At 73.3% G+C, this 13,863-nt stretch carries 8 protein-coding genes; 6 read left to right on the forward strand and 2 right to left on the reverse strand.

Going from position 1 to position 13,863, the window contains the following annotated elements; genetic code table 11:
- Positions 1–46: 46 nt before the first annotated feature.
- Positions 47–1,747, forward strand: coding sequence for a bifunctional 3'-5' exonuclease/DNA polymerase (locus tag NW895_RS23960; protein WP_289937929.1), 1,701 nt, complete (start codon positions 47–49; stop codon positions 1,745–1,747).
- Here the strand turns inward: NW895_RS23960 and NW895_RS23965 are convergent, their stop codons facing one another.
- Together NW895_RS23965 and NW895_RS23970 are read right to left on the reverse strand one after the other, a co-directional pair.
- Entirely contained in the window at positions 1,748–4,933 is a 3,186-nt protein-coding gene (locus NW895_RS23965) for a BTAD domain-containing putative transcriptional regulator (protein WP_289937931.1), read from the reverse strand.
- 413 nt (positions 4,934–5,346) lie between these two features.
- Positions 5,347–6,243, reverse strand: a complete 897-nt coding sequence (locus NW895_RS23970) for a glycosyltransferase (RefSeq protein WP_289937932.1) — start codon at positions 6,241–6,243, stop codon at positions 5,347–5,349.
- 224 nt (positions 6,244–6,467) lie between these two features.
- Here NW895_RS23970 and NW895_RS23975 point away from each other — a divergent pair, with 224 nt between their 5' ends.
- The 5 genes from NW895_RS23975 to NW895_RS23995 all read left to right on the forward strand — a co-directional run bounded on the left by NW895_RS23975 (position 6,468) and on the right by NW895_RS23995 (position 13,718).
- Complete coding sequence (locus NW895_RS23975) at positions 6,468–8,900, forward strand: SpoIIE family protein phosphatase (RefSeq protein WP_289937934.1); 2,433 nt, start codon at positions 6,468–6,470, stop codon at positions 8,898–8,900.
- Positions 8,901–9,580: 680 nt separating this feature from the next.
- Positions 9,581–10,555: a substrate-binding domain-containing protein gene (locus tag NW895_RS23980; RefSeq protein WP_289937935.1), complete on the forward strand. Its 975-nt coding sequence runs from the start codon at positions 9,581–9,583 to the stop codon at positions 10,553–10,555.
- A gap of 42 nt (positions 10,556–10,597) precedes the next feature.
- Positions 10,598–11,872: a sugar ABC transporter substrate-binding protein gene (locus tag NW895_RS23985; protein WP_289937936.1), complete on the forward strand. Its 1,275-nt coding sequence runs from the start codon at positions 10,598–10,600 to the stop codon at positions 11,870–11,872.
- A 17-nt stretch (positions 11,873–11,889) separates the two neighbouring features.
- Positions 11,890–12,894 carry a sugar ABC transporter permease gene (locus tag NW895_RS23990; RefSeq protein WP_289937937.1) on the forward strand — a complete coding sequence of 335 codons (1,005 nt, stop codon included), beginning with the start codon at positions 11,890–11,892 and terminating at the stop codon, positions 12,892–12,894.
- Positions 12,891–13,718: a carbohydrate ABC transporter permease gene (locus NW895_RS23995; protein ID WP_289937939.1), complete on the forward strand. Its 828-nt coding sequence runs from the start codon at positions 12,891–12,893 to the stop codon at positions 13,716–13,718. Before NW895_RS23990 ends, NW895_RS23995 begins: the two co-directional genes overlap by 4 nt.
- Positions 13,719–13,863 lie beyond the last annotated feature (145 nt).

Here is a 13,863-nt window from a genome sequence, read left to right on the forward strand (position 1 = left end):
CCGCGAGGCCGGGGGCGTTGTCAGACCCCCCTGTCACACTCGCGGCATGACCGACCGATGGGCGCTCGCCCCGGCCGAGGACGGTGGTGTGGACGTCGCCCCCCTCGGTCCGGACGGGCTGCCCTCGGGGCCGGTGCGGCGGGAGCCCGATCTCGCCGAGGCCGTGCGGAGCCGCCCGGACGTCACGCGGTGGGTGTGGCGGTCCACCGCCGAGGTCTATCCGCGTCTGCTCGCCACGGGGGTGCGCGTCGAGCGGTGCTACGACATCGAGGACGCCGAGACGCTCCTCCTCGGCCACGAGGGCCGCTACGGCGAACCCCGGTCGGCCGCCGCGGCCCTGGCCCGGCTGCGCGGCACCCCCGTACCGCCCGACCCGCCCCAGCGGTCCGCCGAGCCGGGCTCCCAGTCCCCGCTCTTCGAGCCGCAGGGCGTCCACCTCCCGCTGGCCGACCTCGTCGAGGTCTACGCCGAGCAGCAGCGACGGCACGACAGGACCGCGCACCCCGACCGGATGCGGCTGCTGACGGCGGCCGAGTCGGCGGGGATGCTGGTGGCCGCCGAGATGAACCGGGCGGGGCTGCCGTGGAGCGCCGACGTGCACCGCACGGTCCTGCACGACCTGCTCGGCGAGCGGTACGCGGGCGGCGGCGAGCCGCGCCGCCTGGCCGAGCTGGCGGACGAGGTGTCCGCCGCGTTCGGGCGCCGGGTGCGGCCCGACCTGCCCGCCGACGTCATCAAGGCGTTCGCGCAGGCCGGGATCAGGATCAAGTCCACCCGCCGGTGGGAGATCGAGTCCGTCGACCATCCGGCCGTGAAACCGCTCATCGCATACAAGAAGCTGTACCGGATCTGGGTGGCCCACGGCTGGTCCTGGCTGCAGGACTGGGTGCGCGACGGGCGGTTCCGGCCGGAGTTCCTCGCGGGCGGCACCGTCACCGGACGCTGGGTGACCAACGGCGGAGGTGCGCTGCAGATCCCCAAGGTGATCCGGCGGGCCGTCGTCGCCGACCCCGGCTGGCGGCTCGTCGTCGCCGACGCCGACCAGATGGAGCCCCGGGTGCTGGCGGCGATCTCCCGCGACCCCGGGCTGATGGAGGTGGCCGGCCGGGAGACCGACCTGTACCAGTCGGTGTCCGACCGCGCCTTCTCCGGCGACCGCGCCCAGGCCAAGCTCGCCGTGCTCGGCGCGGTGTACGGCCAGACCTCCGGCGACGGCCTGAAGAACCTCGCCGCGCTCAGACGCCGCTTCCCCAAGGCGGTGGCGTACGTCGACGAGGCGGCGCGAGCCGGTGAAGAGGGGCGGCTCGTGCGGACCTGGCTCGGGCGGACCTGCCCGCCGGCGGCCGAGGTGACCGACGACGCGGCGGAAGAGGCGGGCATTCCGGTCACGCAGCCTCCGGTCACGGAGGACGAGAGCGACAGCCGGCAGTGGGTGCCCGGCTACGCCTCCAGCAACGCCCGCGCCCGTGGCCGTTTCGCCCGCAACTTCGTCGTCCAGGGCAGCGCCGCCGACTGGGCCCTGCTGCTGCTCGCCGCGCTCCGGCGCACCTGCGCCGGGATGGCGGCGGAGCTGGTCTTCTTCCAGCACGACGAGGTGATCGTGCACTGTCCCGAGGAGGAGGCCGACGCGGTCGTGGCGGCGATCCGGGAGGCGGCCGACCTCGCGGGGCGGCTGACGTTCGGGCCGACGCCGGTGCGGTTCCCGTTCACGACGGCGGTGGTGGAGTGCTATGCGGACGCCAAGTGATCAGCGGCCGTCCGCCCCGGCCAGCAGCTGCCGCAGCTCCGTCACCACCTCGTTCTCGTCCGTCCCGTCCAGCGCCGCGAGGGCCGACCGCCATGCCTCGTACGCCTCCTGGGTGCGTCCCCGCTCCCGCAGCAGGAGTCCGTGCTGGTGGCGGGCGAGGCCGCCCATGTAGCGGTCGGCGCGGGCGTCGGCGCGGCTCAGCAGTTCGGCGCACTCCAGGGCGGCCCGGCCGGTGCGGCCGAGCAGACGCAGGGCACGGACCAGGCCGAGCCGGGTCTGGGACTCGCCGTGCCAGTCGCCGTGGCGGCCGAGGATGCGCAGGCTCTCCTCGAAGTGCTCCGCGGCGGCGGCCGGTTCGCCGAGGGTGAGATGGGCGTAGCCGATGTTGCAGTGCGCCGAGTGCTGCACGATCACATTGCCGATCTCGTCGCCGATGGCCAGCGAACGCCGGTGCTGCTCGATGGCGGCGCGCGGGTCGGTGTGCTCGTACAGGTTGCCCAGGTGGCTGTAGGTGACGGCCTCGCCGTACGGGTCGTGCAACTGACGCGAGTACTCAAGGCTCTGGCGCAGCGCGTCGCCGGACTCGGCGTGGCGGCCGAGCCCTTCGAGCAGCAGTCCGCGGTTGTTCAGGCAGCGGCGGATCCAGGAGACCACGCCGAGCCGCCGCCAGATGGCGAGCGCCTGGTCGTTGAGGGAGAGGGCGTCGTTCTGGCGGCCGGTCAGGAAGTGCAGGCCGGCGAGGTCGCCCAGCGCGTAGGCCTCCGCGGCCTCGTCACCGAGCCGTCGCGCCACGCCGAGGGCGGCCCGGCCGAGCACCTCCATCTCGGCGACCCGGCCGCTGCGCTGCACGTACGGGAAGAGCAGGCGGACCAGGACGGAGACGCAGGCGGCCGTGTGGTCGTCGGCGTGGCCGGCGTACCGCTCGACCAGCGCGACGACGTTCTCCAGCTCCCCGTCGCACCAGGCGAAGGCCGCTTCGGGGCTCGCGAAGGGCGGGACGCCGGCCACGTGCGCGGCGTGCTCGCGCGGCTGGGCACCGGTCGGGCGGCGACGGTCGTCCTGGTCGAGGCCCGGTTCGACGATGGCGGTCAGGGTGCGCTCGGCGACGGCGGCGTACCAGCGCAGGGCGGTGACGACGACGTCCGAGAGGTGATCGGCGTGCGCGCGTGCGCCCCCTTCGCCGCGGCGCCGGCCCTCGGCTCCCACGCCACCGTCCTCCTCCCCCAGGGCCAGTTCACGGGCGAAGTCGCGGACCAGGTCGTGCGGGGCGTAGCGGCCGTACGCCGTCTCCTCCAGGAGGGCCACGTCGACGAGGCGGTCCAGGGCGGTCTCGGCGCGGCGCTCGTCGGTGTCGGTGAGGCGGGCCAGGAGGGGGGCGCCGTACGTGGGCAGGTCCAGGGCGCCGATGCGGCGCAGGGCGAGGGCCGCGTCGCGGTCGGCCTGGCGGTCGGAGGCGGCGAGGGCGTCGTGCGCGACGGCCAGGGAGCGGCGGACGCTCAGGTCGTCGTACTCCAGGTGGTGCAGCCTCCCTCCGGTGGCGGTCAGCTGACCTGCGAGGACGTCCGGGGTGAGGGCGTGGCGCGCGGCGAGCCGGGCGGCGACGACACGCAGGGCGAGCGGGAGGCGGCCGGTGAGTTCGACGAGGGGGTGGGCGGCGTCCAGGCCGGCCAGGCCGTCGTGGCCGTCACGGCCGGAGGCCGCACGCAGCAGGGCCGCGCTGTCCTCGTCCGACAGCGGCGCGAGCGGGAAGCGGTGGGCACCGTCGAGGGCGGTGAGCGGGGAACGGCTGGTGACGATCACCGCGCAGCCGGCGCCGGCCGGCAGCAGCGGACGTACCTGCGCGGCGTGCGCGGCGTCGTCCAGGACCATCAGGGTGCGCGTCGGCGCGAGAAGGGACCGCAGCAACGCGGACGCCGCGTCCGGGTCTTCGGGGATGGCGCGGGGATCGGCGCCGAGGTCGCGAAGGAGCGCGGTGAGCGCCTGACCGGGCGTCAGCGGGGTCATGCCGGGGGTGGCGCCGTGCAGGTTGACGTACAACTGCCCGTCGGGGAAACGCTCCCTCAGCTCATGGGCGACCTTCAGCGCGAGCGCGCTCTTGCCGACGCCGGCCATGCCGCTGATGACGGCTACGGCGGGGTGGGGGCCGGGAATGAGGGTGCGGCGCAGTACCTCCACCACGGCCGAGCGGCCGGTGAAGTGGGCCGGGGGTGGCGGCAGTTGGGCAGGGCGGGGCGGCTGGGCGAGGGTGACCGTCTCCTCGTCCCTGGTTCCGGCGTCCTCGTCGCGGTCCCCGGCGGGCGCACGCCGGACCCCGGCGTCCTCACCCCCGGCGCCATCCGCCTGGGCCCGGGCGTCGCGCGTCATGGCCCCCGCGGTGCCTCGCAGCACCTCCACATGCGCCTCCCGCACCGCCGGGCCCGGTTCGATGCCGAGTTCCTCGACGAGGCGGGTGCGCAGGTCGCGGTGGACGGCGAGGGCCTCGGCCTGGCGGCCGGTGCGGTGCAGGGCCAGCATCAGCTGCCGGTGGTACGACTCCCGCAGCGGATGCTCGGCGGCCAGCGCCGTCAACTCCGGTACGAGTTCGGCGAGCCGCACACCGCCGAGGGCCAGCTCCGCGTCGTACCGCCACTCCAGGAGCAGCAGCCGCGCCTCCTGCAGGCGCTGCGCGAACGCGTACCCGCCCACCTCGAACGGCAGCCCGGCCAGCGGCGTACCCCGCCACAGTGCGAGCGCCGCCGTGCACGCGCGCACGACCCGCGCCCAGTCGCGCTCGGCGTGCGCGGCGCGCGCCACCGCGGCCTGCGCCTCGAAGACATGCACGTCCAGCTCGCCCTCCCGGACGCGCAGCAGGTATCCGGACGGCACCGTGCGCAGCCGTTCCGGATCGTCGAGCAGCCGTCGCAGCCGGGTCACGTGGTTGTGCAGCGAGGCCTGCGCGGACGGGGGCGGGGCGCCGCCCCACAGTGCCTCCTTGAGCGCCTCGACGGAGACGACCCGGCCACCTTCCAGCAGCAGCGCGGCCAGCAGGGCCCTCATCTTGGCGCTGCCGACCGGCTGAACCCGGGCGGAGCCGCCGCTGTAAGCGCTGTCACCGTCGTACAGCACCGGCGGCCCCAGCAGTCCGAACCGCAGTTCGCACCACTCCCCCACGCTCTCGGCTCTGCTTGAGCAGGGAGGTACCCCCATCGCCGCCCCACTGCCTTCCCGCGCCCCGCACCCGGGCGCGCTCCCCGGCGGAGCTCCGCCGTGCCTGGCGGATTTCCGTCCTCGCCACGGCGGTTTCCCGCCACCTTCGTCCTGACGGTCGCCGCCGGATTCCGCTACTGTTCGGCCGCCTTCCGTCTTCGTCCGATGACTTCACGCCAACCGGCCGACGAGGAAACGGAGAACCGTTGGCCACATGTTAGCGATCTGTTGGTGCGGCCTGATGTGATCACTACATCGGATCTGGCCCGGGGGTGCGCGCGTACGACGCGTTGCTCGGGGGAGTGTCGCCGCCGTGGCCGGATCCGGGGACGCACGAGGGTCCCGGTCGGCGGAGGTGAACGACCGGGGCCCTCGCCCATGTCCGGCCGCCCCGGCCCCCCGCTGTTCCGTTGTCAGATGACGGGCGGTCGTCCCAGCCGGGTGAGCCGCCAGACCGTCCGCCAGCGCATGGGCCGCCGCTCACCCGCCGACTCCCGTACGCCTTCCACGAATCCGCCGAACCATGCGCGCAGACCGGCGCGCGAGGACCGGTTGCGGACGACGGTCAGCAGCACCCAGACGGCCAGGTGCACCGGGACGAGCGGCAGCGGCAGCCGGCGGCGGGCCAGCCACACCCGGTTGCGGGCGTTGACCCGGTAGTAGATGGCGTGCCGGGCGGGCGAGGTCTTCGGGTGCTGGAGCAGCAGTTCGGGCGCGTACAGGATCCGCCAGCCGGCGTCGGCGGCCCGCCAGGCCAGGTCGGTCTCCTCGTGCGCGAAGAAGAACTCGGCGGGCCAGTCGCCGATCTCGTCGAGCATCGCCATCCGCAGGGCGTGCCCGCCGCCGAGGAACCCGGTGACGTACCCGCCGCGCAGCGGATCGGAGGCGCCGAGCCTCGGCACGTGCCGCTGCTGGGTCTCGCCGTGCTCGTCGGCGATGCGGAAGCCGACGATGCCGAGCCGGTCGTCGGCGGTGTACAGGTCCCGTACGCGGCGCAGCACGTCGGCGTCGACGAGCAGGCCGTCGTCGTCCAGCTCGACCACGACGTCCACGTCGCCGAACTCGCGCAGCCGGGCGATGGCCGCGTTGCGCCCGCCGGGGCAGCCCAGGTTCTCGTCGAGCTCGATCGGGGTGACCTCGCCCGGCAGCGACAGGCGCCGGGCGAACTCGGGCAGCGGGCAGCCGTTGCCGACGATCACGATTCGCTCGGGCGGGACGTCCTGCTTGGCCACGGACTCCAGCAGGGCGTCGACTTCCTCGAGCCGGTTGCCCATGGTCACCACGGCGACGGCGATCCTCGGCGCCCCCATGTCCTCACCCCATCCCGGCCGGCAACTGGGTCGCGATGCTAGCCGTTCACAGTAAGGACTTCTTAAGTACGCCGGTTCGTACGCTCCTCGGCGCGGCGCGCAGCGGCCGCTCCCGTACGCCGGTGCGACACCGGCGTCTACCCCCGCGCATCCGACTTGTCCGATCCCTGCGCGACGCGCACGCTGGGACTGTGAGTTACCTCACCAGCGCGAATTGAGCAAAAATGACCACTTTTGATCAGATAAACGGTCACAGTGGGTGGTCAAATGATGTCGCGACAGCCACGATCAGTCCGGAAGGCATCATCACGGGGTGGAGCGAGGGCGCTCGGCGACTGCTGGGCTACCCGGCTCCCGAGGTCGTGGGCCGCCCCGCCGCCGACCTCGTCGTCACTCGGGAGCCGCCCGCCGCCGGAGTCACCCCGGCAGCCCCCCGGGCCTGGGGCGGCACAGCGGTTCTGAGGCACCGGGACGGCCACCGTGTCCAGGTGATCCTGCACGCCCAGCCCTCGCTGGGCGACGACGGCACGACCCGGGAATTCGTCATCACCGCCCCCGAGGGTCCCGCCGAGTCGGAGAACGGCCGCAGGATGATCGAGTGGACCTTCGCCCAGTCCTCCATCGCGCTCACCGCCTACACCATCGCGCCGGGCGCCGCAGCTGAGGGAGGCGGGCGGGTACGGGCGGCCGGAGACGGGCAGACGCAGGACGACTCGCAGACGCAGGACGACTCGCAGACGCAGGACGACTCACGGGCTCAGGACGACGAAGAGTTCCTGCGATTCGTCCGTCGTACCGCCGAGGAGGGCACGCCGCGGCGGTACGAGCGCTTCGCGCCGGCTCCGCCCTCCGCCCGTCAGCGCGCCTGGAGCATCGAGCTGTGGCCCGTCCGCAATCCCGCGACCGCCGAGGTGGTCGGCGTCGGCACCGCGACGTTCGACAGCAGCGGGCACCACACGGCCCGCCGGCGGCTGGCCCTGCTGAACGAGGCCGGGACCCGTATCGGCACCACCCTCAACGTCACCCGCACCGCCCAGGAACTCGCCGACCTGGTCGTCCCGCGGCTCGCCGACTTCGTCAGCGTGGACCTGCTCGACTCCGTCACCCGAGGGGAGGAGCCGATCCCCGGCCCGGTCGACGCCGCCGTGGCGCTGCGCCGGGTCGCGCACCAGTCCTCGGCGCCGGAAGGCGTTCCCGAAGCGGCCGTCGACCTCGGCGCGCTCGACACCTACCCCCCGTTCTCGCCCCCGGCCCGAGCCCTGACCAGCGGGCGGCCGGTGCTCAGCGGCACCGACGACCCCGACTTCTCCCGCTGGATCGCCGGGCACCGGGCACGGACCGCCCGGGTCCAGGAGTACGGGTTCCACTCGGTCATGGCGGTCCCGCTGCTGGCCCGGGGCATCACCCTCGGCGTGGCGGTCCTCGCCCGCGCGGCCGGGTCCGAGCCGTACCAGCAGGACGATCTGATCCTCGCCGAGGAGCTGGCGGGCCGTGCGGCCGTCGGTGTGGACAACGCCCGCCGCTACACCCGCGAGCGCACCAACGCGCTCACCCTGCAGCGCAGTCTGCTGCCCCGCGATCTGCCCCGGCAGGCGGCCGTCGAGGTGGCGTACCGCTATCTGCCGGCCGGCATGGGGGCCGGAGTGGGCGGCGACTGGTTCGACGTCGTGCCCCTGTCGGGCACGCGGGTGGCCCTGGTCGTCGGTGACGTGGTCGGTCACGGCATCCACGCCTCCGCCACCATGGGCCGGCTGCGCACGGCGGTGCGCACCCTCGCCGACGTCGACCTTCCCCCCGACGAGCTCCTCACCCACCTCGACGACCTGGTCACCCACCTCACCTCGGACGACGACACGGTGCTGCGGGACGAGCCGTACACCGGTGAGATCGGAGCGACCTGCCTGTACGCCGTCTACGACCCCGTCTCCCGGGTCTGCACCCTCGCCAGCGCCGGACACATCCCGCCCGCCGTCCTGCTCCCCGACGGCAGCGTCAGCGTCGTTCACCTCACCCCCGGGCCACTGCTGGGCGTCGGAGGCCTGCCCTTCGAGTCCACGGAGCTGGAACTGCCCGAGGGCAGTCTGCTGGCCCTCTACACCGACGGCCTGATCGAGGCCCGCGACCACGACGTCAGCCTCGGCCTCGAACGGCTCTGCGAGGCCCTGGCCTCCCCCGTCCCCTCCCTGGAGGTCACCTGCGACGCCATCGTCAAGGCCATGCTGCCCGACAGCCCCGCCGACGACGTGGCCCTGCTGCTCGCCCGCACCCGGGCGCTGCACGCCGACCAGGTCGCCGCGTGGGCGCTGCCGGCCGACCCGGCGATCGTGGCCGACGCCCGGGCCCAGACCGCACGCCAGCTCAAGGTATGGGGGCTGGAGGAGGCGGCGTTCGTCACCGAGCTGGTGGTGAGCGAGCTGGTCACCAACGCCATCCGGTACGGGGACGTACCGATCGGGCTCCGGCTGATCCGGGACCGGACCCTGATCTGCGAGGTCTCCGACGCCAGCAGCACCGCGCCCCATCTGCGCCGCGCCCGCACCTACGACGAGGGCGGGCGGGGACTGCACATGGTCGCCCAGCTCACCCAGGGCTGGGGCACCCGCCAGACCCCCATGGGCAAGACCATCTGGGCCGAGCAAACCCTCCCGGTCAGCTGACCATGACCACGCCCGACCACACCCACAAGCCCACGACGCCGGAGGCTGCGGTCGTCGACGGGGGGTTCGGGGGGTTGGGGGGTGGTGGGGGTGCGGTGGGGGGCGGGGGTGCGGTGGGTTGTGGGGGTGCGGTGGGCTGTGAGGGTGCGGTGGGTTGTGGGGGTGCCGCAGGCGGTGGAGGCGCCGCAAGCAGCACAGGCGCCGCAGGTGGTGGGGGCGCCGCAAGCAGCCGGGGGGCTTCCGCGGTCAGCGGGGGCGCGGCGCGCGGAGGGGGCGCCACAGGCAGCACGGGCGCCGCAGCCAGCACAGACGCCACAGGCAGCACGGACGCCACAGACAGCCGGAGGGCTTCCGCGGTCAGCGGGGGCGCGGCGCGCGGAGGGGGCGCCGCAGGCAGCACGGGCGCCGCAGGCGGTGGGGGCGCTGCGGGCGGCGGATCGACGCCCCCGGACGACGACGCTGCCACCCGCAGCACGAGGACACCCGCCATCCACAGGGCGACAGCACCCGGCAACGGGACTGCCGCAGGCGAAGAAACCAAACCGAGCGCGGGGGCGACCGCAAGCCCGAGGGCCGCCGTACGCGGCGAACCGGCTACCGCGGTCGGCGGAGCTGCGACGCGCGGCCAAGCGGCTCCTGCGACCGGCGCCCGGGCGTCGACGACCGGCACGCGGGCTGTCGTGGGCGGCGAGGGAGGGGCCGCCCGCGACGCGGCGACTGCCGTGAGCGGCGAGGAACCGGACGCAAGCGGCAAGGCGACGCACACGCTCGGGCTGCTGTATCCGCCGGCCGGACGCGACCGGGACTACACCTCGATGCAGCTTTCCTTCATCGGCGGGGTCGCGGAGGCCGCCACCGCCTACGGATACGACCTGCTGCTGGCCCCCAGCAGCACCTATGACGACCCCTCCGTCCGGCGGATGGTCGGCGAGCGGCGGGTGGACGGGGTGATCGTCATGGAGGTCCGCCGGGAGGACGACCGCATCGAGCGCCTGACCGAGGCGGATTTCCCCTTCGTCGCCATCGGCCGCAACCACCGTACCGAACGGGCCGGCTGGGTCGATCTCGACTTCGCCGGTCTGGCCGCCGGCTGCGTGCGGCACCTCGCCGACCTCGGCCACCGCAGGATCGCCTTCGTCAACAGGTCGGAGCAGCTGTTCAACAGCGGATACGGCTTCGCACGGCTCGGGCACGAGGGCTACACCGGAGCCATGGAGGAGCTGGACCTCGCCCCGCACGCCTACCTCTGCGGGGACGACCTCCTCTCGGGCGAGGACGTCGTGGAGCGGATCCTGCGGGACGACCCGGCGACCACCTCCCTGGTCACCCTGAACGAGGCGGCGCTGGAGGGCGTCTACCGGGGCCTGACCCGGCACGGCCGCAGCGTGCCGCGCGACTTCTCGGTCGTGGGCGTGGCCGCCAGCCCCTGGGCGGAGCAGGTGAACCCGCCGCTCACCGCCGCCGAGATCCCCGCCAAGGAGATGACCCGGATCGCCGTCGACCTGATGGTGGAGCGGCTGCGCTCCCCCGGCTCGCCGCCCCGGCACGTCCTGCTGAAGCCCCTGATCACCCTGCGCGCCAGCACCGGCCCCTGCCGGCCGACGCCCGGTTCCGAACCAGAAAACGAATTTCCGGATTTCGACATTGATTTCTGATACGCCGCTTTTCAAGGTCTTTGTGATGATCTAGGCCTTGCGATGACTGAGCCTGCGATCACCGACCCCTGGGAGTGGAGCATGTCGTACACGGTCGGCCGACGCGACTTCCTACGAGCTGCGGGCGCGGGCGCGGCCGCCCTCGGCCTCGGCGGGGCCCTGGCCTCCTGCGGCTCCGACCAGCCGAGCACGGTCACCCTCACCTGGTGGGACTACTTCACGCTGGACAACTTCCAGCCCGGAATGAACCGCCTCATCAGGGATATTGAGGCCGGCGTCCCGGACGTACGGATCGAGCGGCGGACCTTCCCGTTCGCGGAGCTCGACCGGCAGATCACCCTGGGCGCGATCTCCGGCGAGCTGCCGGACATCGCCATCGTGGACAACGTCGCCATGAACACCCTGGGCGGCAGCGACCTGCTGGCCGACCTCACCGACAGGGTCGAGCGGTGGGGTCAGGCCGACCAGTACTACAAGGGGCCCTGGGAGGGCTGCCAGGTCGGCGGAAAGGTCCTCGGGATCCCCAACAACAGCAACTGCCTCGCCCTCTACTACAACACCCGGATGCTCCAGGACGCCGGAGTGGAACCCCCCACCACCTGGGACCAGCTGGCCTCCGCCGCCGAGCGGCTGACCAGCGGGGACCGGTTCGGTCTGGCACTGAGCGCGATCAAGACGGAGGAGGGCGTCTTCCAGTTCCTGCCGTTCCTGTGGCAGGCGGGCGGCGACCTGGACACCTTCGCCGCCGACGGGGCGACGGCGCTGTCCTTCATCGACGACCTGGTCGCCAAGGGCTCCCTGTCCGAGCAGTGCGTGGGCTGGACCCAGCAGGACGTCAACACCCGGTTCATGAACCAGCGCGCCGCCCTGCAGATCAACGGTCCCTGGCAGATCCCCACCCTCAAGCAGGCGGACTTCGAGTGGAACGTCGTCGCCCTGCCCCGCGACAAGGAGGCCGCCACCTGCCTCGGCGGCGAGAACTGGGTCGTGATGGCGCAGACGGAACACCTCGACAAGGCGTGGGAGGTCCTGGAGTTCACCCAGCGCTCGTCGGTGCTGGTGCCGTACCTGGTGTCGTTCGGCAACCTCCCCGCCCGCAAGGACCTGGCCGACCGGGGCAGCTGGGCCTCCGACCCGGCCCTGCGGCTCTTCCTCAGCCAGCTGCCCCTGGCCCGTCCGCGGCAGTACGGACGCAACTACGCCGACGCCTCGCAGGCCGTCGCCGAGGCGGAACAGGCCGTACTCACCGGTTCCGCGTCCCCCTCCGCGGCGGCGAGGACCGCCGCGGCCAAGATCGACAAGGCGCTGGGCGGGTGAGGAGACCACGCGAGCACGTGCCGCTGCCCCGGTCCCGCGGGCGGCAGGGCCTGCTGTTCCCCCGGGGCGGACTGCCGTATCCGGCCGTCCTGCGCGGACGGCGGGGGCAGCCGTCCCCCTCCTCCCGCCGCCGGCGCCAGGCCTATCTGTTCTGCCTCCCGGGGATGGCCTTCCTCGGCCTCTTTCTGGCGTACCCGCTGTTCTACAACGTGTGGACGTCCGTCCACGACGTGGAACTCGGCACCCTGCTCAGCGGCGGCGAGCGGTTCACCGGCCTCGCCAACTACCGGGCCGTGGTCTCCGACCCGGCGTTCTGGCACTCCGTACGCCTCTCGCTGCTCTTCACCCTGGGCTCGCTGGTGTTCCAGTTCGCCATCGGCTTCGCCCTGGCCCTGCTCTTCGCCCGCCCCTTCCCCCTGAACGGCCTGCTCAGGTCCCTGCTGCTGGTGGCCTGGCTGCTTCCGCCGGTGGTCAGCGGCACCCTCTTCCGCTGGCTGCTGGACGCGGAGTCCGGCGCCTACAACTCGCTGCTGAGCGCGGTGGGTCTCGGCACCCTGTCCCACGACTGGCTCACCGACCCGTCCACCGCGCTGGCCGGCGTGATCTTCGCCAACGTCTGGGTCGGCGTGCCCTTCAACATGCTCCTGCTGCTGGTGGGCCTGCACACCATCGACCCCGAGCTGTACGAGGCCGCGGCGATCGACGGCGCCGGCACCTGGCAGCGGTTCCGCTGGATCACGCTCCCCCTGATGCGCCCGGTGTCGGTGACCGTCCTCCTCCTCGGCCTCATCTACACCTTCAAGGTCTTCGACGTCATCTTCGTGATGACGGGCGGCGGCCCCGTCGACGCCACCCGGGTGCTGTCCCTCTACGTCTACGAGGTCTTCTTCAGGTTCTTCCGGTTCGGGCAGGGCGCCGCCGCCGGCCTGCTGCTGCTCGTCGTACCGCTGCTCGTCGGCGCCTTCTACGTACGCCGTCTGCGACGCGAGGCACGGGAGGAAGCCGTGGGAGGTGCCGCGTGAAGCCGCCCCGCCACCCATGGCTCCTCACCGCGACCGCGACCGTGGTCACCGCCGCCTTCCTGCTGCCGGTGTACTGGATGGTCAAGACGAGCCTCACGCGCCCGGACCGGATCCTGACCCCGTCCCCGCAATGGGTGCCGGCACCGCTCACCGTCGAGAACTACCGGACGGCACTGGACTACGAAGGCCTGCCCCGCGCCCTGGCCAACAGCGTGGTCATCTCCTGCGGGGTCACGGCGCTCACCCTGCTGCTGGGCGTGCCGCTCGGCTACGCGCTCGCCCGGGTCCGGATGCGCGGCTCGGGCACGATGGTGCTCGCCCTGCTCGTCGCCCAGCTGCCGCCCGCGATCGTGCTGGCGGCCCCGCTGTTCATCCTCGAACGCCGGGCCGGTCTAGACGACACGTACGTGGGCCTGATCGCCGCCGACACGACACTCACCCTGCCGTTCACGGTGATCGTGCTCCACCCCGTGCTGCGCAGCGTGCCGGCCGAACTGGAGGAGGCCGCCCTCGTCGACGGCTGCGGACTGCCCGGCGTGCTGCTGCGCGTCGTCCTGCCGCTCATGGTGCCGGGCGTGGTCGCGGCGGCCGGACTGTCCTTCCTGCTCGGCTGGGGCGAGTTCCTCTTCGGCCTCACCCTCGCCGAAGGGCCCGACGTCCAGCCCGTCACCGTCCTGCTCAACGCCTTCATCGGCCAGCACGGAACGTCCTGGGGCGCCCTGATGGCCACCGCCACCCTCATCAGCATCCCGGTCGTCTGCGTCTTCGCCGCCTTCCAGCGCTTCATCGTGGGCGGGCTGACGGCCGGCAGTGTGAGGGGCTGACGATGGGCCGACGAACGCCGGGACAGCCGGAGGGGACGACCCACCACACGGCGCCGAGGTCGCGCGGCTGCCAGTGGTGCGGCGAACCGGCTTCCCACCCCCGCCGGACACCTCCGCCCACTGCGGGCCTCCCCCTGCCGAGAAC

The sequence above is a fragment of the Streptomyces sp. S.PNR 29 genome, assembly GCF_030386795.1.
GTDB lineage: Bacteria > Actinomycetota > Actinomycetes > Streptomycetales > Streptomycetaceae > Streptomyces.